We start from the raw sequence: 26,124 nt of genomic DNA on the forward strand, positions 1-26,124 counted from the left end.
CTAGATGCTTTCCAATTTCTCCAATGTTGATGAGAGACATTTTCAAAGGGAGCCGTCACAGGTACAGGGACCGCGCAGGACTCCGCTCATGGGGTTTGTACGCGAAATCTCAAAAGTAACGCAAGACCTGTTTTGGGATCAGCCGCAGTTTCCGTGATTCGGGGCTAGAAACGGCCAACGGCGATTGCCCGGCCGCCGCGGATTTGCGATACTGGGTGATTATCTCAAAAGTTGTCCGCCTCCCGGCTGGGAGCGGTCGTTTTTAGTGGAAATGAATATCGTCATGCCCGTCAGAGGAATTCGCGGCGCCACGACCGTCGACATCGATACCCCCGAAGAAATCCGTGCCGCTACGCGCGAATTGCTGATCGCGGTGCTCAAAGCCAACCAGGTTGAGCAGTTCGACGAGTTGGCGTCGGTGTTTTTGACGACTTCGCACGATTTGACCTCGGCCTTTCCCGCCGCAGCCGCCCGTGAATTGGGTATGGACCTGGTCCCGTTGTTGTGCGCTACGGAAATCGCTGTCCCGGGAGCGATGCCCCGCTGCATCCGCGTCCTGATGCACATCAACACCGACCGGTCGCAACAAGAAATCACACACGTCTACCTGCGCGAGGCTCAGAAACTTCGCCCGGATATGAGTAGCGCTCAGTAGCGATGATGTGTGAGTACGGGTGGAGGGCAATCGCACTGCTGGGCAAGTCAGCAGTGGCACCCGACGTTTGGTTTGTTACCGGCGTCTAAAACGCGGCGTCGACCGATATCTCGCCGATGATGGCTGTCTTGGTGCTCCATTCGATGTGCTCGTCGGAACCACTCTCGGGCATCTCTTCGAAGGGGATTCCGCGTTCGTGCATGACGTTTGTCAGGTCGGCCAGTGGATCTTGTGTGAGATCGGCTGGAAATGCGGCATCGAGCCATTCGCGGTGTTTGCGGACCAGTTGCAGGTTTTCCGGCGGCACCTGCAGCAGCACCTTGGCCCGGTTGACGACTGTTAACCAAGCGGCTTGGGTCAAGATTTCGTGGGCGCGGACGTCGCTCAGTGAGGAGAACGCCGTTTTGTCGGCGGTCAGAATGGTGACGTGTTGTTCTCCCGCCGCAACAATCGCCGCCAAATCATTCCGCTCGTCCGTTGCATCGGCTGTGAGTGCCGCTCCGAGAGTCAGTGTTAAGCTCACAAACTGCTCGGGGGTCATCTGCTCGCGCCGCAGCGCGCGCATAAACTGTTTGTTGATCGGCAGTTGCCGGGCGATGAGTTCCACTGACCAGCGGTCTTCGAAGGCGTCGTTCTCTTGGCGAATCAAGTCTTGAATCGGCAGCGTGCGTTCCTGCGTCCAGTGGGGCCGCGGAAGCAATGTCGAGGGAATCTCCGGGAGCTTTTTGTCCGGCAGGCTGTTGATGATCGATTGGAACGATTCAAACTCTGCGGGCGAAACCTTTTCGTCGATTCCCTTGGTGGTGTGCACAATCTCTTCGCCACCACAGCCGCAGGTGAAAGCGGTGAAGAGTGCAAAAAGCACTGTCGATCGAAATACTGGTTTCACAATCTCATTCCTTCAAACATCCCAGAATCCACAGCGAGAATCAGCCGGCGATTCCCGGCCCGTCGCGTTCGCTGAGGAAGTCAGCTTTGCCTTTGTTAGACGATATCGGAATTCGGCGCGTCTGACCGCCATCGCAGGGGACTTTCTGCACCCACTGGCGAGACTGTGCGGAACGTCGAGCGGCGCAATTCGCCTATGGCGAATATCCCGATCCTGGCGGATGGGGTGGTCTTGCGGTCTGTTCGGCCTACGGCATTTGAAAACCGTGCACGCGCATCAGCATGGCGATTCCCACCGCCAATTGCAGGACGAACACGGCAGCCCAGCGACTGCGTTTTGGCAGGGAACTTGGTTCACTGTCGATGGCGAGGCTTCCTGCGGCCAGCCACACCAGCCAGGGCATCAGCAGGATCCACAGCCGGGCTAGCTCGCCCATGTTTTTGCCGCTGATCCACAATAGTCCCCCCACGCACAAACAGGTCCAGACGAGTCCGGCGAGTCGCGCGCGATAACCGGGGCGGAGCATTCGCAGTCCGCCGAGGATCGCACAGCAGGCTAAAGGGATGCCGGCGGCGATACAAAACTCCAGTGGATTCACGGCCAACCATTTCCAATAGGTGCGGGGGTATTCGGCATAAAAGCCGGCATGGTTGCGATAATTCCAAATCCAAACCGTGAGTAAGTTGATGCCGGTGACCCACCACAGTGCGACTCCCGGCAAGAGGAATCCGATGGCTGCCCAGGTCTTGCTAAACCAAAGTTTGGCCATAGCGCCCGGCACGCGCTGTTCCGGATTGCACAACCAACCGCGCCAGAGTGTGATGATGCCCAATCCGACCCACACCGGAATGATCGCCAAGCTACAACTCAATCCGATCAACAAAATGCCGCCGGCGAGTAGACTTCTCCAGGCGGAACGTTGTTCCCAGCCGGTGAGCCAGAAGTACCAAATCAAAACCCCCAGCAACGGATAGAGCGCGTCCGATTTGGGCAGAAACAACGCCAGTGCCGGGACTGTCGGCCACAACGAGACCGCGAGCCAGGCGGTCTGCTTGGTGAAGTCTCGGAGGATCAGCAGGAACAACGGGATGACGGTTGCTGCCGCCGTGAATTGCGTGAGCAGCGCCGCCAACCAGATGGCGGCTCGATGTTCGGGACGCATTGCCTGCGGGGTGCTTGCGTACTTTTGGGCGATGAGGTCCATCGCGTCGGAGAACGACGCCGGTTCGGTAAAGCGAAGCCATGCGGTCAGGTTGGGGGACGAGCGGCAAGTTTCGATCAGCCAATGATAAGCGATGAACAGTCCCGGTGGATGCGTTCCCACATGCAGCACGTCTCCCTCGGCCATCAAGGTTTCGTAGCCGCTGAGGAATTCATCGAAGTCTTGTTCATGATCTCGGGCCATGGTGAAGTAACCCGATGCGCCCGGATAGTAGAGGACCCAGGCGGTCTTGGAAAATCGCCGGTCCGCCGGCGCCGCGTCTTGTGCCACCCACAGCCAGCCAAATCCGAGCAGGACCATTCCGCACAACCACAGTCCGGTTTCGAGACCCCGGCATTTGGCGATGCGGGCTTCGCCTGTCCAGACATAGGTAAAATAAATCGCCCCGCAGACGCCAGCCATGATGAGGGTCAAGCCCCAATCGAGCGGGGGACCGATGCGATCCCACACCCACTCACCGGGAATACCCAGGGGAATGTCGGTGAACCAAATTGCGCCCGTGACGAGGAGCGACAATAGGGTGAGTAAGACGATGAAGCGAAAGGATTTCATTTTCACATTATGAATGACGCGGCCCGGAGATCAAACCACTATTGCTCTTAGAGGTAATTGCCAAGTCATGGACTTCTGTTGCCTACTAAAAAAACCCCGCCGTGTGATGGCGGGGTTCGTGCGTTTCTTCAACAGCCGCGACCGTCAGTCGACGGAGCGGATTTGAACTTGGGAATTGAGCGTCTTGCGAATCCGCTCTTGGCAATCCTGCAAGTGGGCGCGGGAATAGTCGTCCAATTTCAGGTTTTCCTTACCCAACACGGCTGTGATTTGGCGGTCCAAATCGGCCAGATGCAAGCGGGCCAACGTCCGTGCATCTTCGGGCATATCCACGCCGCTCAGTCGAAACGGGCTGGTCAGTGTCCACATGGACGTTCCCGGCATATTGACGACGTCGGCGAATTGCTTGACCGCTAAGCGTTGCAGGTTGCGGCGGAAACTGGAGATATACGGTTTACGATTCGTAAATTCGCCTCCGGCTTCTTGGGGTTGCCACTCGCTGAAACAGGCCTGGACCAAGGTTCGCAGGTGTTCGGCCAACGTGTAGACATCAGCCCCTTCGGGGACCTTCAACTCGCTGTCGAGCAGTCGGGCCAACGTGATTTGGTGCAAGAGCCGGTACAAAATCCGCGATTGCATCATCGCCACGAATTCGTGAATCGGATAATCCAAGCGGATGTAATTCCGGACGCCCCAGTGATTCCACCGCGTGGCTGCCAGGTAATTCAAGATCTCCGGCGGGAAGTTTTGCGTGCTGAAGGCCGATTCGGCCAACAGTTTCATCGCGGCTCGTTGCCGTTCCGGTTCGACCAGTTCATAGGGAGCCCGTGCGTCCTTGGAACCTTTGTGGTCGCGGTTGACGTACACGCCGCCGGGGAAGCGTGCGGCGAAGTAGGCGGTTCGCCAGTATTCGCTGAACAACATGCCAAATGCTTGGCGGGCACGTTGGTAGCCGTCGCCATCTTCCACGGTTGTCTCCACAACTTCCGGCCAGAGACTGGCAGCGGTTGCCATTTGCCGTTGAGCAAATTCCAACGGGTCTTTGCCCAAGTCGAAGCGATTTGACAGTGGATCGGAATCGTAACTGCGGGTGTCTTCATCGGTGGCGAAATCCAAAGCTGGTTCGGTGGAACGCGCTGCAACGGCTTTGAGTTCATCACCTTTTTTGTCGGAGTAGCCGTATTCGATGGCCCAGTAGTCATAAGGTCCGATCGTTTGCGGGAAGTACAAACCTTGCTTTTGTCCTTTGGGGACGATATTGGCCGGTGTGTAATCCATCACGCTCGACACGGTTCCTTCAGCGGCCCCTTTTTCGGGATCGTTGATTTCTTCCAGTGTCTTCCAGGCGCTCGCTTTGAAGTTGTGCCGTAACCCGAGCGTGTGCCCGACTTCGTGCATGACGACTTCTTTGAGTGCTTGGCCGATGAATTCCTCGGGGAGTTCGCCTTTTTTCACAGCGCCGGTCCGCGACATCAATACGGCGGCCGAAAAGCCCATTTGGTGTTGCAATCCGTTGCAAAGCGAACAACCTTGGCCGGGTAGATGACGGTGTTGCGTTAATTCATGAGGTTGCGCCGCACTCTTGTGCCGTTGATTGAGGAATTGGCCGATCGGCAATTCCTCATTGGTCAGCGGATCGCCCCCCATCATCATGGCGACGTCATTGGAGGAGAACGTTTCATATTTGGTCGACCAATATTTCAGGAAATCGGCGTCGAAAATGATATCGGCGTCGAGGATTTCGCCCGTTTTGGGATTCACCCGTGACGGCCCCATCGCGAAACCGGCCTCAGCTGTGATCCAGCGGAAGGTGTTGTAGCGGATGTCTTCGGGATCGAAGTCGAAGCCTGCTTCTCCCTGCCGTCGGACGTTGATTGCTTCATAATAGCCGAGCTTCTCGAAGGCTTTGTTCCATTCCTTGAATCCCTCCAGGACATAGGGGAGCCAGCGGTGGGGAACGGTTTCTTCGATGAAGAAGGTAATTTGTTTCTTGGGGACGGAGGTCGGCCCTTTGTCGTCTTCTTTTTGCAGATTCCAGCGATTGATGTAACGAATAAAGTGCTCATCTTCGTCGCTGGAGAAGTCCTTAATCACTGTGGTGAAATAGCCCACGCGGTCGTCCGCGAGACGCGGCTTATAATCCGATTTCCCCAGTTCGCTGATGCTGTGATGGACTTGCACGGTCACACCGCGGGGATCGACAATCGCATCGGACGTGCCACGGCCTTGATAAACGGCGGCAACGCGCAGTTCGACGTTTTTCTCAAACGCCTTGACCTTCTCCCAGGTCGACCGGTCCGAAGCAAAGGCATAGCCAATCGAACGGCCGATGCCGGCATCGTCGCTCATGAAAATCTTGGACACATCGACCAAGTGGCTGGAACGGTCGGTATCCAGAATCGGCAATGCGTAGAGGACGCTGTCGCTGAACGCCAGTTTGAGGGCGTCGGCGGTTGGCCCCTTTTTGCTGGCTTTGTAGCGGACATTGCGGCGAATCACGTGGATTTTGTCGCCTACTTTTTTGAATGTCCAGAGTGCGTCGTCGCCGAATCCCCAGCTCATGCCTCCGAGAACGGAACCGACGCCGATGCCTTTGGCGATCGAGGTCGAGATCAGATATTCCTTGCCCAGGTCGCTGGCTTTGAGATCGACCAAAAGTTTTTGGTCTTTGTGGTACATGGTCCACATGCCTTCGATCTTGGTTTTATCCTTGATCTGTTTGTCGAATTTCGACTCTTTCTTAGCCGCCGCGGCCTCAGCGGCATACAACGGGCTCGAAGCGGCCAATATGGCGATAACGAGCGACCAGGCGCATGGTTTTAACATAGTCTTCACTCTCCAAATATTCGTGAGACGCGACGATCGGTGAACCCGAAGGTCGGGATGTTGCCCAATCTGGGAAATAGGGGGGAATCGCACCAATCGGAATAAGTCGTGCGTTTGCTCTATTCTACGTGACAACAATACTTTATGCCACTGGAAGTTGGAATGTTGGGGTGGTGATGCAATTTCCGTGACATGGACAGTCTGTTGTATAAGTACGACAGGATGTAAGCGTTTGCGCGGTAAGATCTTTGGAAATTTTGTAAGAATTTCTAGCCCACCGCGGTTCGTTTGAGCGAGTCACCATCCCAGTCCGTTGCCACGGATCTTGTCCTAACCTGCTGTCCAACATAAGATTCCGTTCGAACCGCTTCTCAGCACACCGCCGCCGACTCTTCGCCGTGTCCGGTGAGAAGAGGCAGCATTTCGTTTACAGCAGTGCGGCAATTGGCGTAAACTAGTGTTCGACCGCCCATTGGGAGATGCCTCTGTTTCGTGAGTTTACAACTACGGGGGGCAGTGCGGAGGGGAAATGAACGACAGGAACGAGGCACATGCGGATGCGGGATATCTATAGTCATGGGGAATTTCGGTTGTCGATCGAGATTTTCCCCCCCAAAACCGAAGCGGGTGATGCTGCGCTTTTTGAAAATCTGCAACGGTTGGTCGATTATCGTCCCGCCTTCGTTTCTTGTACCTATGGCGCTGGCGGCAGCACCCGGACGCGGACCATCGATCTGTGCGCCGAAATTCAAATGCGATTTGCTTTGCCCGCGACCGCTCATCTGACGTGTGTGGGTGCGACACGTGAGGAATTGCATCAGTGGCTCAACGAAGCGCGGCAACGGGGGGTGAAAAACATCATGGCACTCCGCGGCGACGCACCGGCCGGGGCGGAGACCTTTCCGCATGTCGAGGGTGGGTTGCGGCATGCCAACGAATTGGTCGAATTGATTCGCGGTGAATTACCTGATCAGGGAATCGGTGTCGCCGGGTATCCGGAAATCCACCCTGAGGCGCCCAACGCTGACGAGGATCTGGTGAACCTTCGCCGCAAGGTCGACGCTGGTGCCGATGCGGTGTTTACACAGTTGTTTTTTGCCAACAAGCATTTTTTCGAATTTCGCCGTCGGTACGAACAGGCCGGGATTACCGTACCGCTGATTCCAGGCATCATGCCGATTACGAATTTCGAGCGGATCAAACGGATTACAAAAATGTGCGGCGCGGCGTTTCCAGAGACATTGGCAACCAAACTGGAAGCAGCCCAGGACGACGAACAGGCGCAATTTGATATCGGTGTGGAGTACGCCGTCGGGCAATGTCGCGAGCTGATGGACAACGGCGTTCCCGGCATTCATTTTTATGCCTTGAACAAATCGAAAGCCTGCGAAGCGATCCTTAATGCGCTGGATTATCAAACGGCGACATGAACCGATATGCGGGCACCGATGTCAGAACCTTCGAGCAGGCTAAACTTCTGTTGAGCTGTTTTCGGGGGATGGTTATTCGTACTACATAGAAAGGTGCGTCGCGACGCACCCTACGTGACTGCTCGCGACTTAGGGTATCCTCAGATTTCAATACGAGGGTGCCACTGGCTTTGCCAGTGTTTTGCAAGCATCGCACACTTTTGAAGTTGCACTGGCGAAGCCAGTGGCACCCAGTCTAAATAATAAAATCGTGACAAGCCATTGGTTGTCGTACATTGACGGCTCGGCGGGAGTCTCGCCCTCTCGGAGTCTTTACATTTTTCTAATTCGCGCGTTTTTATGGTCGCAATTTTATGGCATCTATGACTGCTGTTTCCGATACCGCCGCTCAACTTCGTGAGTTGTTGCAACAGCGAATTCTCGTACTTGACGGTGCGATGGGGTCGTTGATTCTCGCCGAACGTCCCAGTGAAGAGGATTATCGCGGCGCGCGGTTTGCCGATCACCATAGTGATTTGAAAAACTGCAACGATATTCTGGTGCTCACACAGCCGGCGATGATCGAAGGGATTCATCGGCAATATCTTGAAGCGGGCGCGGATATTATTCTGACGGATACCTTCAATGCCAACGGGGTCTCGCTGAAAGAATACGACCTAGAGCAATACACCTACGAACTCAACAAGACGGCGGTAGAAATCGCGCGGCGGGCGACCGAAGAGTTCACGGAGTTGACGCCTGACAAACCTCGTTTCGTCGCCGGCAGCATCGGTCCCATGAACCGGTCGTTGTCGGTCTCCCCGGATGTGAACGATCCCGGCAAACGGTTGGTGACCTTCGACGAAGTGGTTGAGGGATACACCGAGCAACTGCGGGGGTTGATCGATGGTGGAGCGGATATTTTGTTGCCGGAAACGGCGTTTGATACGTTGAACATGAAGGCTTGCCTGTTCGCGATCGATAAGTATTTTCGCGAACACGATGTCAGCCTACCGGTGATGATTTCCGGGACGATCACCGACGATAGCGGTCGCACGATGACCGGCCAAACGATCGAGGCGTTTTGGACCAGCATCTCGCATTTCGACATGCTCAGTATTGGGTTGAACTGCGCGCTCGGTCCGGAGAAGATGCGGCCCTACTTGGAGTCGATTTCGCAGATTGCGCCGTTCTACGTGAGTTGTTACCCCAATGCGGGGCTGCCCAATGAAATGGGCGAATTCGATATGACGCCTGCGGAGATGGCCAAGACGCTGCGAGAATTCGCTGACAATGGTTGGTTGAACATCGTGGGTGGTTGTTGCGGCAGCACACCGGCGCACATCCGCAAAATCGCCGACGCGGTCGCTGACATTCGACCCCGACCGGTTCCGACAGTTTCCAAGTGTTCGACCTACAGCGGCTTGGAACTGCTGGAGATTCGTCCTGAGACGAACTTCATCATGATCGGCGAGCGGACCAACGTCACCGGTTCGCGAAAGTTTGCGCGGCTGATCAAGGAGGAAAAATACGACGAAGCGCTCAGTGTCGCTCGCGATCAGGTCGAGGGGGGCGCGAACATGATCGACATCAACATGGATGAAGGTCTGATCGACAGTGCAGCAGTGATGGCCAAGTTCTTGAATCTTGTCGCCGCTGAGCCAGATATCTCCCGCGTACCGATCATGATCGACAGTTCCAAATGGTCGGTCATCGAAGCGGGCTTGAAATGCGTGCAAGGCAAAGCGGTCGTAAATTCAATCAGCCTCAAGGAGGGGGAAGAGCTCTTTTTGGAGCAGGCGCGTAAAATTCATGCCTACGGCGCCGCCGCTGTTGTGATGGCGTTTGATGAAGAAGGCCAAGCGGCCGATGCGCAGCGGAAAGTCGAAATCTGCAAACGTGCCTATGACCTGCTGACACAAAAAATCGGTTTCCCGGCTGAGGACATCATCTTCGATGCCAACATTCTGACCGTCGGAACGGGGATGGAAGAGCATGCCAACTATGCTGTCGAATTTATTGAAGCGGTCCGACAGATCAAACAACAATGTCCCGGTGCGAAGACTTCCGGCGGCGTGAGTAATGTTTCGTTCTCGTTTCGCGGCAATAACGTTGTCCGCGAAGCCATCAACGCGGCGTTTTTGTATCACGCGATTTCGGCCGGGTTGGACATGGGCATCGTCAATGCCGGCCAATTGGAGGTCTATGAAGAAATCGAGCCGACGTTGTTGGAGTACGTCGAAGATGTGCTGCTCAATCGCCGTGAGGATGCGACGGAGCGGCTGATTGATTACGCCGAGCAGATCAAGGATCAAGCGACAGGTCAGGCCGAAGTGAAAACGGCCGCTTGGCGCGAGGAATCGGTTGAGGAACGGCTCAAGCATGCATTGCTCAAAGGCATTACCGATTTTATTGACGAAGATACAGAAGAAGCCCGGCAAAAATACAGCCGCCCGCTGCACGTGATTCAGGGACCGTTGATGGACGGTATGGCGGTCGTGGGTGAGCTATTTGGTACCGGAAAAATGTTCTTGCCGCAGGTCGTTAAAAGTGCCCGCGTGATGAAACGCTCAGTGGCCTACCTGACGCCGTATATGGAGCAAGAGAAAATTGATCTGGGCATCGCGGACGAAAAAGCCCGCGGCACGATGGTGATTGCCACCGTCAAAGGGGACGTACACGATATTGGCAAAAACATCGTGGCGGTCGTGCTGCGCTGTAACAACTTTGACATCGTCGACCTAGGCGTGATGGTCGCAGCTGACAAAATCATTGACAAGGCGATCGAAATCGGCGCCGACCTGATTGGACTGAGCGGATTGATTACACCGTCGCTCGACGAGATGGCGCACGTTGCCAAGGAGATGCAGCGGCGTGGATTGAAGATTCCGTTGATTGTCGGTGGAGCGACGACGAGTGCGAAACATACGGCCGTTAAAATTGCGACGCAATACGATCAGATCGTTGCGCATGTGGGCGATGCGTCGCTGTCGGTGCCGGTGATGGAAAACATTCTCGATACAGATAAGAAGGCGGAGTTCGATGCGAAGAACCGCGCTGCCCAACAGCGTGACCGCGAAATGTTTGCCGCACGGCAGCAAAAGAAACTGATTTCATATGACGAAGCGGTCGCGGCGCGATTTCCCACGGATTGGTCGAGTGCCGAAATCCAACAACCGAGTTTTACCGGCACCAAGGTGCTGAAAGATTTTCCGTTGGAGAAGATCGTTCCCTTTATCGACTGGTCACCCTTTTTCCAGACCTGGGAACTGCGCGGCAAGTATCCCAAAATCCTCGACGACCCGAACATGGGCGTCGAGGCGCGTAAGTTGTTCGACTCGGCCCAGGAATCCTTGGCGGAATTGATTGCCGGGAAACAACTGCATGCGGCGGGTGTGTATGGTTTTTGGCCGGCCAATTCCGTGGGCGATGACATCGTGCTCTACACCGACGAATCCCGCAGCGAGGAGGTCACGCGGTTCCATACGCTGCGGCAACAATGGGAGCGGAAGGGGCAGGAGCATTATTTTGCGCTGTCTGATTTCATCGCTCCGCTGGAGAGCGGCCGCATCGATTACCTGGGGGCCTTTGCTGTGACGGCTGGTTTGGGAATTGGTCCGATCGTGGCAAAATGTGAAGCGGAACTCGACGACTATCAATCGATCATGACCAAGGCGCTGGCGGATCGCTTGGCGGAGGCGTTTGCCGAGTTGCTGCACCAGCAAGCGCGGCGGGATTGGGGATTTGGAGCTGTCGAGGAACTATCGAGCGACGATTTGATTGCCGAGAAATACCGCGGCATCCGACCCGCGCCGGGTTACCCCGCCTGCCCCGACCATACAGAGAAGCGGATTTTGTTTGATCTGCTCGATGCGGAAGCGCAGACGGGTATCGAACTGACGGAAAACTTCGCCATGCTTCCCGCAGCGGCTGTGTCGGGACTGTACTTCGCGCATCCGCAGGCACGGTATTTCTCCGTCGACCGGATTACCAAAGATCAAGCCGAAGCGTACGCTGCTCGCAAGGGGATGCCGTTGGCGGAAGTTGAGCGTTGGTTGTCGCCGAATTTGGGGTATGAGGCGTAGTCACGGCGCTCTCTGTGCAGGTTGAGCGACTCGGGTCGCTGTGCGCAAATATTGCTTTCGGTACTGGCGTCGTTTAAGCTGGGGGTCTGCGCAGTGGGGCAACAGTCGGGGTGGTTGTTGCATGGGCACTGAACGCTTCGATCACCGTCAATCCGCGCGAAAGGCTGCTTGCAATGATGCGACTCTCAACCACGGGCCTGATCCTCTTGCTGTTGACGGCGGTGCTGCCTGGTACCGGGTTTTCTGCTGGGGAAGAGGCGGCTGTCACCCCCATCTCCAAGGTCACAGTCTATCCGCTGGCCTATGGGATACGGGCGGGTGATGACACTCCGTTTGGCGTATGTCATTCCATACCGATTACGGTCGGGGGAGCTCCTGAGGGCGAAATTCGTATTGGAATTTTTGAAGACAAATTGTCCGGCGCCAGTCCCATGTGGCGTGCGGCAGCCTGGCAGGCTTCACTCACAGCGGCGCAGTTACTCGATTTTAATCCGCAGGCGATGCAAGCCACGTTCACGGTGGAAGGCAAGATCGACGGTCCCAGCGCCGGCGCTTTGTTGACGATTGGTGTGCTTTCGGCCGTCCTGGGTGATCCGCTGCGCGACGATGTGACGATGACCGGCACGATCAATCCCGATGGCATGATCGGTCCGGTGGGTGGGATTCCGTTTAAGATCGAAGGGGCTGCCCGGGCGGGCAAAACGACTGTGTTGATTCCCGCGCACAGTCGGTTGGAACTCGACCCGCGGACCAAAGAGATCGTCGATCTGATCGGGCACGGAGAAAACATCGGGGTGAAGGTCATTCCGGTCAATGACATCTGGACGGCTTACAAGATTTTCACGGGCAAGCCGCTTCCCCGTCCGGAAGCCAAGGAGTTGCCGACGGTCTCGCCGAAGATGAGCAAGCATGTGCTCAAACATATTCCCCGGTGGAACAAGTTGTACAAATCGGCCCGTGAGAAATATGTCTCTTGGCCTGATTTCGGGCATCCCGAGTACGCTAACCAACAGTTGGCTTCGGCGGATAAAATTAACAAACAAATCAATTCGCTGTTGGTCGAAGGACAGTTCGCACCCGCATACTGGGACGCCGCGTGGTCGGCCGCCTTGGCTTGGGTGGCGCATGAAGTTGGACGGTATCATTACTCCAACAACGCCTATGGCCGCGATGCGGCTGTCAAATTGATGTTCCAAGACCAGTGGTTGGAAAAGGAAGTCGACACGACGGCGGCGGCCATCCGTTTTTATCGACCGCTGACGTTCGATCAACTCTCGATCTATATGGAAGCCTGCAACGCGTTTTTCACGGGGCTGTGCTACCGCAGTCTGGCAAATGTCATCCGTGAAAATTTGCCGGACGATCCGGACGTCGCGGGTGTTTGGATCGTGGCGGTTGCCGAACAGCACGTTGTCTGTTGGCTGAACATGAAGCTGGCTCGCGATTATCTCGAACTGGCGGATAGTTATGAAGGAACACCGATTCCCGAAGGCGCGCCGGTGAATGAACTTTCGAAATTCTTTTTGCGAAGTACTGAAGCTGGGTTGTCGATGGTCAACGAGCTTGAGGTGAAGAAGGTCGCCAAAAAATACAAACTCAACAACGACGCAGCCATTGCCGCCTTATCGCTGAGCGACCCGGCATATGCCATGGCCCAGTTGGGCATGAAACAGATCATTCCCAGCCTGCCCAAGTATTTTGGCGAAGGAAAACAACTGGAATACGCGCGATTGGCAGCGGCGATTGGACTGCATACGCGGGCGGCGATGCTGATCGCCAAATACTACTCGCTGGGGGTGGAATTGGACGACAACTACAATTTCGTGCGGCTCAAACGTGAGCGGGCATTGGAAGATTGGTTGGACGACTCGAAAGACCAAGCTCAACGCGCGATTACCGGGCTAGGCGATGCCGGCATCGATCAAACGACTTGCCTGCAGATTTTCTCCATCGCACGCATCTACGAAGGTCGCAGCGCCACCGATCGGATCGAAGCTTTGGGGTATTACTTCACCACCAACGTGCTAGCACAGGTGCTGCAACGGTTAGCTGCCGGCGACCATGTGCCCGAACTCGATGTGCCCCAGCCAGCCCCGCTGCCCGCCCCCCTGCCGGCGCCGATTCCGCCACCCTCTGAGGAATAAACCTCCGCGCAAAGTCTGCCGGTTGTTTGATCAACTGCGTTGGTGCGGACATCGCCTCGGATTTTCGCCTTTTCATCGATTGAGGACACAGCCATGTCGCCTTGGGAACGCTATCAACTGCAACATTCGCGGAGGACGTTTCTGGGTCGGGCCTCGGCCGGGATGGGGACGTTGGCTCTCGGCGCGTTGCTGCAACCGTCGTTGTTCGCTGCCGGCGCGAGCGATGCCGATTCGGTCCCCCAATGGAACGGCGTGGTGCAGCCGCTACATTTTCCGCCCAAATGCAAACGCGTGATTCACCTTTGCATGGCGGGGGGCGCTTCGCATTTGGAGACGTTGGACTTCAAACCCAAGCTGGCGGAGCTGGACGGGCAGCCAATGCCCAAGTCGTTCACCGAAGGCCAACAGATCGCACAACTGCAAGGGCAGCGTGACAAACTGAAATGCCTCGGCCCGACGCACGCCTTTCAAAAATTCGGCGAATCGGGTCAACAGATCAGCAGTATCCTGCCGCACATTGGGTCGATTGCCGATGACATTTGCATCATCAATTCGATGCAGACGGACCAGATCAATCACGATCCCGCGCATACGTTGATGAACACCGGCACCAGCATTCCCGGACGGCCGTCGATGGGATCCTGGCTGCTGTACGGGCTGGGCAGTGACAGTCAGGATTTGCCGGGCTACGTGGTGATGACGTCTGTCGGCGGCGGGCAGTCGCAGCCGATCGCTTCGCGGCAATGGCATAGCGGATTTTTGCCCAGCCAATTTCAAGGAGTCGAGTTTCGCTCCAAAGGGGACCCAGTGCTGTACGTCAACAGCCCCGGCGGCGTCGCCTTAAAGCAGCAGCGTCAAGTCATTGATGCGGTGCAGCAGCTCAATCGTCTGGGCAACGAAAAGTTTCACGATCCGGAAATCGCCACGCGGATCAGCCAATACGAGTTGGCGTTCAAGATGCAAACCTCGGTTCCCGACCTGATGAACATCGCCGGTGAGCCGAAACATATTTTGGAGATGTATGGCACCGAAGGGGGGGACGGTTCGTTTGCGTCGAATTGCCTGTTGGCCCGTCGTTTGGCTGAACGGGGGGTGCGGTTCATTCAACTGTACCATCGTGGCTGGGACCATCACGGCAACATCAAAAACGGAGCAGCGGTCACGGCCAAACTGGTCGACCAAGGCTCAGCGGCGCTGGTCAAAGACCTCAAACAACGCGGCATGCTGGATGATACGCTGATCATCTGGGGTGGCGAATTCGGCCGCACCCCAATGGCGCAAGGCACAGGGCGTGACCACCATATTAAAGCCTTCTCCACGTGGTTGGCCGGCGGCGGCATTCAAGGGGGCATCACCTACGGTGCTAGTGATGAATTGGGTTACGCGGCTGTCGATAAGGTCACGCACGTCAATGACCTACATGCCACGATGCTGGCGCAATTCGGAATCGATCACGAGAAGCTAACGTACCGCTTTCAAGGTCGCGATTTCCGCTTGACCGATGTGCATGGGCATGTTGTTCAGGATATTTTGGCGTAGCGGGCGGTTAGGTTGTTTCATTAAAAAAGGCCGCGCGCAGAGACGCAAAGAAAAAGAGGGTTAACAATTAAACCTCTTTGCGGCTTCGCGTCTTTGTGTGAGGCATTTTTCTTTTCTTTTTGGAAACGAACAGACGCCATGACGAATCAGATATCCAACCGTCGTGAATTGTTGCAGTCGGGGGCGCTGTTGGCGGCGGGGGGATTGTTGGGAGGGGTGGCGCCGGTTCGTGCTGCGGAGGCGGCGCCGGGGTTTGATGTTCCGCCAATTAAAATCACCGCGGTGAAGACCTATTTGTTACGGCACACTTTGCAGCGGGCGTTTGGGGTGTCGGTGTCGGTTCCGTTGGATAAAACGCGTTCGGCGCTGCTTGTGAAAATCGAAACCGATACGGGACTCGTTGGGTGGGGCGAGACCGCTCCGGTGAATGGGACGCAGGGGGCGATTGATGATCAACTCGGTCCGCGGCTGATCGGCAAGAATCCATTGATGCATCGGCAATTGTGGCGCGCGTTGTGGGGTGCGAATTTTGGTGATGCGCTAGCTGTGGGAGCGTTGGACATAGCACTGAATGACCTGCGCGGCAAGGCCTTGAATCTGCCGGTCTCGGCGCTGTTCGGCGGGCGGCTGCGGGATCGTGTTCCGGTGTATGCCTCGGCGATGAATTATGTCGCTGGGCAGGAGCCGGAGACTCAATATCCCCGGGAAGCTGAGGCCCTGGTGAAACAAGGTTTTCGCGCGCTGAAGATGCGGCTGGGTCGGTATTCGGTCGCTCGCGAAGCCCAGGTGGCCGCAGCGGTTCGGCAAGCGGTTGGCGCTGATGTGAAACTGATGGCCGACGGCAATGCGGCTTATACGTTGACGTCGGCACTGCGAATGGGTGAGAAACTCAACGATCTGGGATTCGAATACTTTGAAGAACCGTTGCCGCAATCTCCCAAGTATGCCGGTTATGATGAACTGCGGCAGAAGCTTCCGCTCGCTTTGGCGGCCGGTGAAGCGGTCGACTCGCGCGGCAGCGCCAAGCAATTGATCGACCGCCGCGTGATGGACATCATTCAACCCGATGTCAGCCTGTGCGGGGGGATTGGCGAGGCGTTGTTCATTTCCGAACTGGCCGCGCTCTCGGGAATCCGCACGATTCCACACTGTTGGGGCGGCGCGATTCTGATCGCTGCCACGGTCCACCTGCTGAGCCTCATGCCCGACCCACATTGGGGCTTCCCGACCGACACGCCGATGCTGGAATTGGATCAATCGGAGAACCCTTGGCGAACAGAGATCGTCGCACAGCCGTTGGAACAGCGGGAGGGCTTTGTCGCGGTTCCGACCGGGGCGGGGTTGGGGATTGAGGTGGATGAAGCGGCGGTGGAGCGGTATGCGGTTTGATTCTTTCAGACGAGGATTCGGAGTATGAGATTCATAATCTATTGTTTGATTCCGCCTATATCGCTTGTCGTTTGCATGGGAGCAGGTTGGGCGATTGATTCGATGGGTAACGGCCCATTGATCGCAGGGGTGTCGCTTTATCTTCTGAGCCCGGGATCGTGGAGTGCGGCTTTATTACCGATCTTCTATATCAGCAATGTCGCTTTGAGCGAAAACAGTCGAATCACGCGATGTCGCTTTGTGGTGATCGAGATCGCATTGTGTTTTAGCCTTTGGTCTGCGTGCTACAAAATAGCGGTGCCCGGTTGGCGCTAGTTGTGTAGGTCAGGCCGCCGCCTGACGCTTGGGCCTTGGAGGTCCCACGTGAAATTCGTCAGGAGGGAGCCTGACTTTCGGCGATTTACCGAACGAACGTCGAATACGAGAGGGCATTGTCTCATGCTTTGGACTGAACCAATAAAATCGACTCTAGGAGGGTTTTCCGCAAACTGCCTGGAGCGCGTGGTGTTCGCCACATACAAATCATACATGCCTGACTCCAGGTCGATGTGTAATGACTTCGATTTGCAAGTAATCTATATAGGTGCGCCGGATAAATTCTATATTGTCAGGATGTACATCACGCGCGCCAGCAATATAGAGATAGCAATGCTAAGTTATGGGGCTTTATACTTCGACGACCTGTTTATTGACGATGTGTCGGGTAGGCAGATGGAGGGAGTTAAGTATCACTTTGCAGATGAGGGGGGCAATTTCTCGTTCTACTGCAATGAGGTTGAGGTGAAGTCAATCCATGAATATGAAAATGATTCATTAGGGCGGCAACTCTGGCCGCCTGACGCATCGGCCGGTGGACGTCCCACGTGAATTCGTCAGGCGGGAGCCTGACCTACGGGTTAAGGGAGAATCACGCGTTGAAATTTTGGAACGTTCTAGTGTTCATCGTGGCTATGATTGTCGCGATTGGTGTCGGGCTGATGTTGTATGTTTCTGGATTTGCCGGAGTTGGATTTTCCGGCGGGATTCTTCATTTCGATTTTCACGGAGGCAATACGTCGGGGTCAACCATACTGTACATTGAGCTGCCAGGTTTCGTGTTGTGGGGTGCTTTGGCGATTGTCTGCTTTGGGGTCTGGTGGATAGCGCTCCGATTGTGGAAAAGGTCGCATTAACGCGCCGGCGACTTACGAAACCGTGTTGAACGGCGTCTCACTTACTGTGGAGTAACTAGGAAAGGGTGTCACATGCTGTTTCGAATTCAAGTCGTTGCATGCTGCCTGATGATGACTGCGGGGTGTGGAGCGCAGTCACCCGAAGCCAAGGCGTTGCCGTCGGCGAAACGTGAAGTGAGTACTACTCGTGAAAAAAACGATCAACCCAAAAACGGGGAAGATGGTAAGCCACATGCTGCGGAGGAGGCGGCGGTTTTAAAAAACGGCATGTTATTGGAAGAGGCTTTGGATTTGCTCAATTCTGTAGGAGTAGATCCCACATTGTACGAACCCGCGATCGATGTGAAAGGAGCTGTGGAGTGGAAAATGTTTCTGTTGGGTGTGCGAGGAAATGACGAGTTTTTTCTTTTGGCGACCCGAACCGCTGGAGAAGAAGACTTGCGCATTCACGACATGTATTGGTATATCAACGGAGTTAACGATAGGAGATTAGCTAAGGGAGCCAGAAAACATGTTCATCAGAAGGTCAGTGAAATCTCCCTGAGCGAATTGGTAGACGAGCTATCCATCCAAGTTCCGTAGATCTCCCAGCTGTCCGGCCTACTATCACCGCTCCTTCAAAAAAACGAGACGAGAGAAATGATCCAAGACGTTTTTCCGTATCTCCGCATGCGAAACGCCGGGGCTGCGATCGAGTTTTATACGACGGCCTTTGGTGCGGTCGAGGAATTTCGTCTCATGGATCCGGGCGGACGTATCGGGCATGCGGAGTTGAAGTTTGGGACCTTCACTGTGATGTTGTCCGACGAGTATCCGGAATATGGTATTCAAGGCCCCGAGGCGTTCGGCGGCTGTGGGACCTCGATCCATCTGCATGTGGACGATGTCGATTCCATGACGCAGCGCGCGGTATCCGCCGGCGCTAAGATCGTGATGGAACCGAAGGATCAGTTTTATGGTGAGCGGACATCCAAGATACTCGATCCGTTCGGACACGAATGGCTGCTGGGCTCGCACATAGAGGATGTGTCGCGGGAAGAAATGCAGCGACGCTTTGATGAGTTGATGGCCGAATAACGGCCCGTGTCCCGCGGCCACTAGCTGCTGCGGTTGATCGGCGTGTTGGCCGTCACCCCCTCAGGTGTGAAATCTGACCGACGAGGCTTTCGTCGGACGCGTGGGGTGTGAGACGTTCCCAATGCTTTCCTTAGGCGAGTTTGGCTGGCGCCACCATTCGCCGTGTTTGCTGAAATCTCTCAACCAAATTGCGCGCGTTGAGATTGTGCGTTTCTACGTTCGCAACGAATTCATAGGGAACTCTTCATGGTTGCATCAATTCTTCATCTGGCTTGGATAGGTTGCCCCTGAAAGATGATGGAATGGTGGTTCACGACGTGAATAGTGCGCAGTGAGGGACTTATGAAAAGACATGTGATGGTTGGTCTTGCGCTGGTGGTGTTGGGAGCGATTTCCGGCTGTGGAGAGAGTGGGCCGGATTTATCATCGGTGACCGGAAGCGTGCTCTATCAAGGCAATCCGGCTGCCGGAGCACTGGTGATTTTTAATCCGGTCAGTGGTGAAAAGGGATCTCTCAAACGTCCGAGCGCGCAGGTGGCGGACGACGGCAGCTTCCAATTGTCGACGCTAGGTGCTGCCGATGGTGCGGCGCCTGGGGATTACCTGGTGACCGTGCTCTGGCTGGAAGGAGGCGGGGGTTCAGAAGGTGAACAAGGGTTGGGTGCGTCGCAAAGATCGAAAGCGGGCGGGCCGGATCGACTGGGGGGCCGCTATTCGCGTCCGGAAAGTTCAGGTCTGAAAGCCACGATCGTCGCAGGCGAAAACGTGCTTCCGCCATTTGAATTGAAGTGACGGTGGATTGAAGTGACCGTGGTTCGAGCCACTTATTCCGTTCGCGGGCCGAAGAGATGCCAGTGCGAGAGAGTCGTGGTCGCGTCGCTCTGCTTGCAATTTTCGATTTCGAGCACTGTCTCCGTGCACCGTAGCTGTGCACCGTACAAGAGGTTTGAAAAAACCCACAGTCGCATTCCGCTGATTTAGATCAACAAGTCTGCCCAACAAGCATATCTGGGTTTTGATATCGGTATTAATAACATTCTTTAACTTTGAGGAGGAATTTCGTATGAGAACGCAGCTCGAACGATCCCGCTCGCGGGGTTTCACCTTGATCGAACTGTTGGTGGTGATTGCGATCATTGCGATTTTGATCGCCTTGCTCCTGCCAGCTGTTCAACAAGCCCGCGAAGCAGCCCGCCGCACGCAATGTAAAAACAATCTCAAACAGCTCGCGCTGGCAGCACACAACTACTACGACTCGCACAGTTGCTTTCCGCCTGCCGGCATCCACACGGTCGACATCGACCCCACGTTGGCGTGGCACTCTTTTCATACGTACATCCTGCCGTATATCGAGCAAGGGAATTTGTACGAAACCATCGCGATCGACCAGACGATTTATGCCAATTTGCCCGCTCCGGTTTCACCCCTGGATATCCGTGCCGGTGAGCAGCAGATCAGCACCTTTCGGTGTCCCTCGGAGCCGGGCACTGGCATGGGTGATTATGAAGGACAGATTCCTGGAATTCCCGAAGGAGTCGTTGTCCTGGCTACAACCGACTATGCAGTTCTTGACGGACTGGGGACCGCGTTCGCCGCACTCATTAGCCCGGATACTCCGAGTGGTGAAACCGGGCTGATTCGATTCAACCGTGCGATGCGATTTCGCGATGCGACCGATGGAACAAGCAACACAGCGTTGCTCTGGGAAGATGCCGGACGTATGGATGTGTGGGAGTTGGGCAAGAAGGTGGCGGGAGAGAATTCCAGCGGAGCATGGATGGATATGCAGACAGAATTTTACATCCACGGTTCAAATCTCGATGGTAGCGGTGGTCGCTGCGCCATCAATTGCACCAATGAAGATGAGATCTATTCGTTTCACACGGGGGGAGCTCAGGTTGCCATTGCTGACGGCTCGGTGCATTTCATTTCGTCGAGCGTGGACTTTGGTGTGATCGCGGCTTACGTGAGTGCCGCAGGTGGCGAGATTCCAGGCGCCGCCTTTTAAACGGCACGCGGGCAAGTCCGGTGTTGAGGCCGGACTCGGATCGGCTCCCATCCCAGTGGTTGTACTGCGGATGGGAATCGCGGTCGCAGAACAGGCTTTATTCGATGTTGCCGTCCTTGCTCTGGACAATCGGCAGCAATCGTGAATCCTGCAGGGCCGCTGTTCGATGGCCTAGGCCTGCCAAGTATTCGGGATTCGAGGCGAACGCCATGAAATCGGCCAGCGATCGTTGCTTGACCAGCATGACCAAATCCCATTGTTCATGATCGGGGCCAATGAAAAATGGCCCGCCGGTTCCCATGAACATCAATTCGCCGCCACTGCTTTTCAAAAATGGTTGTGCATGGTCGATGTACTTTTGAAAAGCTGCTTTTCCGGAGATGGCGGCCTCTGGGGCGATCTCCGGATGGGCTGCATAATCCGCGATGTCTTTGAAGCGGAGAAGATTGAGCATCACGACTTCACCGGTCAGACCGCGAGAAAACAGCTGGGCACCGGCTTGTTGTGTTGGTTCTAAAAAGTATTCGTCCATGCCTGCTCCTGGTGATTTTCAAAAGTACGCCGCTTGTGGGACAACGGCATCGATATCAGGTTCGCTATGAGGGGCATGTTGGATAGATCAAGCAGTCACCTGACGCAATACACCGCTGGATGTCCCACTTTGTTTCGTCAGGCGGGAGCCTGATCTACGGGGTTTTTGGTTTTTGTTTGCTATCCGGTTCAAGCAGGGTGGCGATTGTTTGGGTGTAGATGCGGTGGCCGAAGTCGTTGGGGTGGTTGACGCCGTTGCCGGTTTGGTCCCAGTCTTGTTTACGGTTTAAAATCTCGGTCCAGATCGATGTGACATCGGCCAGGGCGATGCCCGGTTTGCAGAGTTGGGCCAGGGCGTCGCGGTAAGCGGGGAATAGTTCTTGCTTCAGAGCGGTCCAATCGCGATTGCCCAGCATCGAGGCGACCAGGATGAATTCGGTTTCGGGGAGTTGTTCACGAATCAGGTCGATCATTTTTTGCGTGTTGGCTTGATACTCCTGAGCGGACCGACCGGAGGAGTCGTTCATGCCGAATGCTAGAATCACCAGGTCCGGTTTGGATTCGATGACCTTGTCGATTTGCGTTAGCCCCCAAGTCGTGGTCGTGCCGCCTACAGCTAGGTTGGTGAGTTCGACGGGTGCACCGAAACGCGATTCTAAGTGGATCTGCAAAAGTTCGGGATAGGCGGGTTGAAAGGGAGGAGCCTTGCCCAGTGCTGAGGAATTCGCCCCGGCGGAGATGCTGTCGCCGATGAGCACGATGGAGAGGGGTTGTTTGTTGGTCAATTTGCCGACAGTTCGCGGCAGCGCCTGCGCGTCGAATTTGGGGAGGGGGGACTTCCATTGATCCGCTGCGTGTTCGTAGGTGATGCAGGTTTGCATGTCGGCATATTCCAGCACGGCGCCGAAAAAGATCTCGCCGTTACCGTCGCGATGCGTTAAGCGAAATCGTTGCGAGCCGGTCGGGCGGCGCAGGTCTTGGGGAGTTCGCGAGGCGATTCTTGAACCGGCCGGTAAAACGATCTCGCGCGAACCAGGTTTCCAGGTGTAGTCCCGTCCTTCTTCATAGGTCATGTCGCCGGCGGAGTTCTGGACGGAGACGACTTTGGTTACGGGGAACAGCAGACTGGCTTTGGCGCCGCCGGTCTGCGGATCTTTGATGAATAAGACCGATTCCCCTTCGACGCGGTCTCCCTGCCAGAAGGGCCGCAGGAGTTCGGGGGCGTATGTCCAGGAACCCGGTTTCGGCTCCTCGGCATAGACGACGGCTTGCATGGCCAGTAGCAGCATGATGACTGGGCGAATACGGCGCAGGTCTGTCGACGTGGGGAGAAAGCGTTGGGGAAGCATGATGTGCGTCTTCTAGGAGCGGAATTCGAAAGGGTTTTCGGTACGTTCGTCAATGTACGCGACGGTTCAGCGGATGACAACGCCTTTGGCCCTGCGGACCAGAGTGCTTGACTTGCTGTGAAACGGACGATCAATGGCTTACACTTTTTTAAGCAACCTTTGACGATTCCCCGAACTGAATTCACTGAGGTAAATCAGCGACATCATGCCGTTTTGGAAATATCAATCGCGGGCCATTCTGGCCGCGCTCGTGGCGACCGTTTTTAGTGGCACTTTGTTTGCAGCAGAAGAAGCACCGCTGTTGCGGAATACCGAAGCGGGTTCGCCGCCGTCGGCCGAAGAGACGGTGGAGCGGATTCAGGTTCCGGACGGGTTTCAGGTCACGCTGTTTGCGAGTGAACCGGACGTCCAACAGCCGATCGGCATGACGACCGATGAACGGGGCCGATTGTGGGTTGCCGAAAACTATACCTATGCGGAGCACCCGCTGGGATTCGACAAGACGCAGCATGATCGCATTGTGATTCTGGAAGATACTAATGACGACGGTCAATTTGATGTTCGCAAGGTCTTTATCGATGACCTTCAAAAACTGACTAGTGTGGAAGTCGGCATGGGGGGCGTCTGGGTGTTGTGCGCGCCGCAATTGCTGTTTATTCCCGACCGAAATCACGACGACGTTCCCGACGGACCACCGGAAGTTGTGCTGGATGGGTGGGATGAAGGTTCGGTCCGGCACAATATTGTCAACGGATTGCGCTGGGGGCCGGATGGTTGGTTGTATGGGCGACATGGGATTCTGGCGACGTCGTTTGTCGGTCCACCCGGTGCTTCGGCGTCTCAACGCCGCAAATTGAATTGCTGCATCTGGCGGTATCATCCTACGCGCAAGGTGTTTGAGGTGGTTGCTGACGGCACGACGAATTCCTGGGGATTCGATTTCGACGAACATGGCGAGATGTTTTTCATCAATACGGTGATCGGCCATCTGTGGCATCTTGTGCCCGGCGCGCATTACCGCCGCATGTATGGAGCCGATTTCAATCCGTACGTTTACGAACTCATCGAGCAATGCGCGGATCATTTCCATTGGGACACGGGGGAAGTGTGGCATCAGATCCGCAAAGGGGTCAGCGATACCACGTTGGCCGCCGGCGGAGGACATGCGCATAGCGGGCTGATGATCTATCAGGGGGACAATTGGCCCGAGCGTTATCGCGGGACGATGTTGACGCTCAACTTTCACGGTCGGCGGATGAACAACGATCGTTTAGAGCGTGACCAAGCCGGCTATGTGGGAAAACATGCGGAGGATTTGTTCATTGTCGACAACCCTTGGTTTCGGGGACTCGATTTGATCACGGGGCCGGATGGGGGTGTCTTTATCGCCGACTGGTCCGATAGCGGCGAATGCCACGACAACGATGGAATTCACCGCACATCAGGTCGGATCTACAAGATGACCTATGGGCAGCCGCGGTCGCTTGTTGGATTGGATCTGGCCAAACTGAGCGACTTAGAACTTGTCGCACTGCAGTCTCACGAGAATGCATGGTATGCCCGCCAATCGCGACGGCTGTTGCAGGAGCGTGCTGCTTTGGGACAGGAGATGCCGCAGGTACGTAAGGCGTTGTTGAAAATGTTCGCTGACGATACCGACGTAACACACCAACTGCGAGCGATGTGGTGCCTGTATGCGGTCGGCGCGACCAATGAGGAGTGGCTCCGCTCACAACTCGATGATGACAACGAGCATGTCCGCGTGTGGGCCTTACGTTTGTTGGCGGATGAGGGCATGTTTAGCGCACCGACGATTGTGAAAATGCGCGAACTGGCTCAAGCCGATCCGTCGGGCTTGGTGCGGTTGTATTTGGCCTCTACGTTACAGCGGCTGCCGTTGGAAAGTCGTTGGGACATCGCGGACGCATTGGCGCAACATGCGGCGGATGCCCAAGACCGGGCCTTGCCGTTGATGATTTGGTATGGAATCGAACCGGCGATTCCCACCGATCCGGGTCGATCAATCGCCTTGGCGGAACGGAGTAAGATTGGGTTGTTGCGACGGTTGATTGCTCGTCGACTGACCAGCGATTTGGAATCGCAGCCCGTAGCGGTCGACCAATTGCTGCAGCTCATTGGGGCAGGGAACGATGCCGAGTTTCAATTGGATATTTTACAGGGCATGAATGGCGCCTTGCGCGGTTGGCGAAAAGCACCGCAGCCGAAGACCTGGCCCCGTGCGGCGGAGATTGTGTTTTCGTCCGCTCCGGAGAAGGTGCAAGAACAAGCCCGGCAATTGGGGGTGGTGTTTGGGGATGGCCAAGCGATTTCGGAGTTGCGCGACATTGTGACGGATACCGATGCCGATGCGGAGACGCGGCGGAACGCCTTGCGGTTTTTGGTCGATGACCGTTCCCCCGAGGCGTTGGCGTTGCTGAAACATGTGTTGGGCGATTTGGTGTTGATGAATGAAGTCCTCCGCGGCTTTGCGGCGTTCGATGATCCTCAAATCCCGCAACTGATTTTACAGCGGTATGCCCGACTCGAACCCAGTGCGCGGGAAGTGGCCATCGCGACACTTGCTTCGCGTCCTGCTTCCGCAAGTGCGTTACTGAAAGCAATTGCGGATGGAAAGATTGAAGCCTCGGCAATTTCCGCATTTCATGCACGGCAGATTCGCAGCTTTAAAGATCCGGCGCTGAATGAAGAGCTCACCAAACAGTGGGGCGCTTTGCGTGATACCTCCGAAGAGAAGGTGAAACGCATTGCGGAATTGAATGCGGCGCTCGCTCCTGAAAAGCTACAAGCCGGCCATGCGGGTAAGGGGCGCGTGCTGTTTGAGAAAACGTGCAGCAACTGTCACGTGCTCTATGGTGCGGGAGGACGCGTCGGTCCGGACCTGACCGGTTCCAACCGGCAGAATTTGAATTACCTGTTGGAAAACATTGTCGATCCCAGTGCTTCGGTAGGGCAGGAATTTCAAGCGTCGGCGATTGTGCTGAATGACGGCCGCGTCGTGACCGGTGTTGTCATGGCGCAATCGGACCGCACTTTAGAGGTGCAAACGGAAAAGGAACGCTTAGTGATCGATCGATCGGATGTGGAAGAGGTTGTGAATCAAAAGATGTCTCTCATGCCGGATGGTTTGCTGAAGCAACTCAAAGCCGAAGAGATCCGCGATTTATTCGCTTACCTCACCAGTCGATCTCAGGTCCCGCTGCCGTCGAAACCGTGATGGCCTTTGGGCATTGCAGGCGGCCACCACGTTGAATTCGCT

General features: G+C 55.6%; 17 protein-coding genes. 12 read left to right on the forward strand and 5 right to left on the reverse strand.

Features of this window, described 5'->3' with window-relative positions:
- Positions 1-283 precede the first annotated feature (283 nt).
- Positions 284-655 (forward strand): chorismate mutase, encoded by a 372-nt coding sequence (aroH, locus tag Mal52_RS00130; protein ID WP_145373599.1) that lies wholly within the window; start codon positions 284-286, stop codon positions 653-655.
- Positions 656-740: 85 nt separating this feature from the next.
- Here the strand turns inward: aroH and Mal52_RS00135 are convergent, their stop codons facing one another.
- The 3 genes from Mal52_RS00135 to Mal52_RS00145 form a co-directional block, all read right to left on the reverse strand.
- Positions 741-1,544, reverse strand: coding sequence for a hypothetical protein (locus Mal52_RS00135; RefSeq protein ID WP_145373600.1), 804 nt, complete (start codon positions 1,542-1,544; stop codon positions 741-743).
- Between the two features lie 247 nt (positions 1,545-1,791).
- Positions 1,792-3,318, reverse strand: a complete 1,527-nt coding sequence (locus tag Mal52_RS00140) for a hypothetical protein (protein WP_145373601.1) — start codon at positions 3,316-3,318, stop codon at positions 1,792-1,794.
- A 144-nt stretch (positions 3,319-3,462) separates the two neighbouring features.
- The gene (locus Mal52_RS00145) at positions 3,463-6,144 is read right to left on the reverse strand and encodes a zinc-dependent metalloprotease (RefSeq protein WP_145373602.1); all 2,682 of its coding nucleotides are present in this window, start codon (positions 6,142-6,144) and stop codon (positions 3,463-3,465) included.
- A 551-nt stretch (positions 6,145-6,695) separates the two neighbouring features.
- Here Mal52_RS00145 and metF point away from each other — a divergent pair.
- From metF to Mal52_RS00195, 10 genes are all read left to right on the forward strand, one after another.
- Positions 6,696-7,574 carry a methylenetetrahydrofolate reductase [NAD(P)H] gene (gene metF / locus Mal52_RS00150; protein WP_145373603.1) on the forward strand — a complete coding sequence of 293 codons (879 nt, stop codon included), beginning with the start codon at positions 6,696-6,698 and terminating at the stop codon, positions 7,572-7,574.
- Positions 7,575-7,936: 362 nt separating this feature from the next.
- Positions 7,937-11,638 carry a methionine synthase gene (metH, locus tag Mal52_RS00155; protein WP_145380475.1) on the forward strand — a complete coding sequence of 1,234 codons (3,702 nt, stop codon included), beginning with the start codon at positions 7,937-7,939 and terminating at the stop codon, positions 11,636-11,638.
- A gap of 173 nt (positions 11,639-11,811) precedes the next feature.
- Positions 11,812-13,782, forward strand: a complete 1,971-nt coding sequence (locus tag Mal52_RS00160; RefSeq protein ID WP_145373604.1) for a S16 family serine protease — start codon at positions 11,812-11,814, stop codon at positions 13,780-13,782.
- 93 nt (positions 13,783-13,875) lie between these two features.
- Positions 13,876-15,321 (forward strand): DUF1501 domain-containing protein, encoded by a 1,446-nt coding sequence (locus tag Mal52_RS00165; RefSeq protein WP_145373605.1) that lies wholly within the window; start codon positions 13,876-13,878, stop codon positions 15,319-15,321.
- 138 nt (positions 15,322-15,459) lie between these two features.
- Positions 15,460-16,710: a mandelate racemase/muconate lactonizing enzyme family protein gene (locus Mal52_RS00170; protein WP_145373606.1), complete on the forward strand. Its 1,251-nt coding sequence runs from the start codon at positions 15,460-15,462 to the stop codon at positions 16,708-16,710.
- A 438-nt stretch (positions 16,711-17,148) separates the two neighbouring features.
- The gene (locus Mal52_RS00175) at positions 17,149-17,577 is read left to right on the forward strand and encodes a hypothetical protein (RefSeq protein WP_145373607.1); all 429 of its coding nucleotides are present in this window, start codon (positions 17,149-17,151) and stop codon (positions 17,575-17,577) included.
- A 377-nt stretch (positions 17,578-17,954) separates the two neighbouring features.
- A complete protein-coding gene (locus tag Mal52_RS00180) occupies positions 17,955-18,464 on the forward strand; it encodes a hypothetical protein (protein ID WP_145373608.1) in 510 nt (169 codons plus the stop codon).
- Between the two features lie 57 nt (positions 18,465-18,521).
- Positions 18,522-18,959, forward strand: a complete 438-nt coding sequence (locus tag Mal52_RS00185; RefSeq protein WP_145373609.1) for a VOC family protein — start codon at positions 18,522-18,524, stop codon at positions 18,957-18,959.
- 342 nt (positions 18,960-19,301) lie between these two features.
- Positions 19,302-19,751, forward strand: coding sequence for a hypothetical protein (locus tag Mal52_RS00190; protein ID WP_145373610.1), 450 nt, complete (start codon positions 19,302-19,304; stop codon positions 19,749-19,751).
- 271 nt (positions 19,752-20,022) lie between these two features.
- Positions 20,023-20,967 (forward strand): DUF1559 domain-containing protein, encoded by a 945-nt coding sequence (locus tag Mal52_RS00195; RefSeq protein ID WP_145380476.1) that lies wholly within the window; start codon positions 20,023-20,025, stop codon positions 20,965-20,967.
- 97 nt (positions 20,968-21,064) lie between these two features.
- Here Mal52_RS00195 and Mal52_RS00200 read toward each other — a convergent pair whose 3' ends face one another.
- Complete coding sequence (locus tag Mal52_RS00200; protein WP_145373611.1) at positions 21,065-21,499, reverse strand: DUF1330 domain-containing protein; 435 nt, start codon at positions 21,497-21,499, stop codon at positions 21,065-21,067.
- 154 nt (positions 21,500-21,653) lie between these two features.
- On the reverse strand, positions 21,654-22,847 hold the full coding sequence (locus Mal52_RS00205) for an SGNH/GDSL hydrolase family protein (RefSeq protein ID WP_145373612.1): 1,194 nt from the start codon (positions 22,845-22,847) through the stop codon (positions 21,654-21,656).
- Positions 22,848-23,052: 205 nt separating this feature from the next.
- Here Mal52_RS00205 and Mal52_RS00210 point away from each other — a divergent pair, with 205 nt between their 5' ends.
- Positions 23,053-26,082 carry a PVC-type heme-binding CxxCH protein gene (locus Mal52_RS00210; protein ID WP_145373613.1) on the forward strand — a complete coding sequence of 1,010 codons (3,030 nt, stop codon included), beginning with the start codon at positions 23,053-23,055 and terminating at the stop codon, positions 26,080-26,082.
- Positions 26,083-26,124: the final 42 nt, after the last annotated feature.

It is taken from the genome of Symmachiella dynata (assembly GCF_007747995.1).
In the GTDB taxonomy this organism is placed as follows: Bacteria; Planctomycetota; Planctomycetia; order Planctomycetales; family Planctomycetaceae; genus Symmachiella; species Symmachiella dynata.

Excerpts from the sequence above, each read along its gene's own strand:
- aroH (WP_145373599.1), top strand. The coding sequence starts at position 284 with ATGCCCGTCAGAGGAATTCGCGGCGCCACGACCGTCGACATCGATACC.
- Mal52_RS00140 (WP_145373601.1), bottom strand. The coding sequence starts at position 3,318 with ATGAAATCCTTTCGCTTCATCGTCTTACTCACCCTATTGTCGCTCCTC.
- Mal52_RS00145 (WP_145373602.1), bottom strand. The coding sequence starts at position 6,144 with ATGTTAAAACCATGCGCCTGGTCGCTCGTTATCGCCATATTGGCCGCT.
- metF (WP_145373603.1), top strand. The coding sequence starts at position 6,696 with ATGCGGATGCGGGATATCTATAGTCATGGGGAATTTCGGTTGTCGATC.
- metH (WP_145380475.1), top strand. The coding sequence starts at position 7,937 with ATGACTGCTGTTTCCGATACCGCCGCTCAACTTCGTGAGTTGTTGCAA.
- Mal52_RS00160 (WP_145373604.1), top strand. The coding sequence starts at position 11,812 with ATGATGCGACTCTCAACCACGGGCCTGATCCTCTTGCTGTTGACGGCG.
- Mal52_RS00165 (WP_145373605.1), top strand. The coding sequence starts at position 13,876 with ATGTCGCCTTGGGAACGCTATCAACTGCAACATTCGCGGAGGACGTTT.
- Mal52_RS00170 (WP_145373606.1), top strand. The coding sequence starts at position 15,460 with ATGACGAATCAGATATCCAACCGTCGTGAATTGTTGCAGTCGGGGGCG.
- Mal52_RS00175 (WP_145373607.1), top strand. The coding sequence starts at position 17,149 with ATGCTTTGGACTGAACCAATAAAATCGACTCTAGGAGGGTTTTCCGCA.
- Mal52_RS00180 (WP_145373608.1), top strand. The coding sequence starts at position 17,955 with ATGCTGTTTCGAATTCAAGTCGTTGCATGCTGCCTGATGATGACTGCG.
- Mal52_RS00185 (WP_145373609.1), top strand. The coding sequence starts at position 18,522 with ATGATCCAAGACGTTTTTCCGTATCTCCGCATGCGAAACGCCGGGGCT.
- Mal52_RS00190 (WP_145373610.1), top strand. The coding sequence starts at position 19,302 with ATGAAAAGACATGTGATGGTTGGTCTTGCGCTGGTGGTGTTGGGAGCG.
- Mal52_RS00195 (WP_145380476.1), top strand. The coding sequence starts at position 20,023 with ATGAGAACGCAGCTCGAACGATCCCGCTCGCGGGGTTTCACCTTGATC.
- Mal52_RS00200 (WP_145373611.1), bottom strand. The coding sequence starts at position 21,499 with ATGGACGAATACTTTTTAGAACCAACACAACAAGCCGGTGCCCAGCTG.
- Mal52_RS00205 (WP_145373612.1), bottom strand. The coding sequence starts at position 22,847 with ATGCTTCCCCAACGCTTTCTCCCCACGTCGACAGACCTGCGCCGTATT.
- Mal52_RS00210 (WP_145373613.1), top strand. The coding sequence starts at position 23,053 with ATGCCGTTTTGGAAATATCAATCGCGGGCCATTCTGGCCGCGCTCGTG.